Consider the following 1,790-nt stretch of genomic DNA (forward strand, 5'->3'; position numbering starts at 1 on the left):
GGCAGAGAGGGAGCGTGAAGATCGGAAGCGCTACCGAGACAGTCTAGCTCCCGTCGCGGTTTCGTTCACGTGCTGAGCCTACGTCTGTGACGGACGCGGATCTCCGCGCGGCGGTCGTCCTCGAGGACGCGTCAGATGCGGACCCAGATGTTTACACTCTTGGGACCGAGCGCGACGCTCTGCTCCCGGAGCCGCCGCACGCCGGCACCGTCCCGGACGGGCAGGTCCACGACGCCATCGACGGCGGACGCGAGGTCGAGGACCCACTCCCCGTCCGGCACGCCCTCGAGGACGGACGGCTCGTCGCCGGCGTTGACCGCCACCATCACCTCGTCCCCGACGACGTAGGCGAGCGCGTGATCGTTGCCGACCTCGAGGGCGCGGACCCACCCCTCAGGCACGGCTTCTCCGATGCGGAAGACCTCGCCGACCTCGCTCAGGCGGAGCGCGATCAACTCTTGCCACCAGTCGTGCATCTCGGCGTAGTCGACGGGCCCGTCGCCGCCGACGGTCGTCCAATCAAACCCATTGGCGGCGCGCAGGTTGTAGGTATCGCCGCGGCCCTTGATGTAGATCGGGGCGATGTCCATCTCCGTCCGCTCCCACTCGCCGTCGATCTCTTCGGGGAGCGGCGACAGGCCCTTCGACCGGGCGATTTCAGTTCCCCCGTGCATCACCACCGGCCCGAGCGACGTCATCAGCAGCGTGGCCGCGATCCGCATCTCGGCCTCGAGGACGCCTTGGCGACCGTCCCACGCGCAGTCGCCGGTCTGGCAGCTTGCGAACCGGTCGGCCAGCGCCCAGTTGTCGTGGATGTCGAGGTAGCCGATCCCCTGGTTGGGCGTCGGCTCCTCGGCGTAGTCGTTGGCGACGCCGGCGAGCGCGGCGTCCCTCATGGCCGTGTCTCCTCCTGCGAAGCCCCTCGAGGACGGGGCTGGCGTCGGGTCATCGAGAGGCGAGCCTTTCCAGGCGTTGCGGGCCTCGTCCTGAAAGAAGGTGATCGGGGAGTCGGCCTTGTACCAGTCCCACGACGGGTTGGCCTCGTAGTCCGGGTCGTTCGAGGCGATCCAGGGCTCGCCGTAGATCAGCACGTCGTCGCCGAGCGAGGCTTGGATCCAGCGCAGCGTCTGCTCATCGGTCTGGCCCGCCAAGTCGATTCGGAAGCCGTCGACGCCGAAGACCTCGACAAAGTGGCGGAGTTGATCGAGCATCCAGCGCTGCATCATCGGCCGGTTCTCCGACTTCGTCTCGTTTCCGAACGCGCCGATGTGGTTGCCCTCGTCGTCGAGCCGGTAGTAGTACCACTTGTCGATCCCGTTGAACGTCAGGAGCTGCTCGACGCCCTCCATGTTCTCGCCCGTGTGGTTAAACACGACGTCGACGACGACGGCCATGCCGCGGGCGTGCAGGGCGTCGACCAAGTCGCGGAACCGCTCGCGCTCACGGCCGGGCTCGTCGCCTTGGGACCGGAAGCGGGACTCGACGGCGAACGCGTGCGTGGTCCGGTAGCCCCACTGGTAGTTCTCCGTCGCAACGCCCTGCTCGATCATGAACGGGTCGTCTTGGAAGGCGGTCTGCCACGCGTCGTCGGGGTAGTGCAAGAACTCCTGGATCGGCATGAGGTGGACCACGTTGACGCCCAGTCGCTCGAGGTAGTCGATGCCGACGGGCTCGCCGCGATCATTCGTCAGACCGGGCATCGCGAACGCCTCGAGTGGGCCGACGCCGCCCTCGAGGCCGGGGAGCTCGTCGGTAAAGTCCTGGACGTGGACCTCGTAGGCGACGACGTC

Annotated in this window: 1 protein-coding gene; it reads right to left on the reverse strand. The window is 67.4% G+C overall.

The genetic code is table 11. From position 1 onward, the window contains the following. Window positions 1-131: 131 nt before the first annotated feature. The coding region (locus WBA11_RS02635) for an alpha-amylase family glycosyl hydrolase (protein ID WP_424519172.1) at window positions 132-1,790 on the reverse strand (1,659 nt) is incomplete at its 5' end.

Origin of the sequence: Rubrivirga sp., assembly GCF_049648075.1 — a bacterium.
Lineage (GTDB): Bacteria > Bacteroidota > Rhodothermia > Rhodothermales > Rubricoccaceae > Rubrivirga.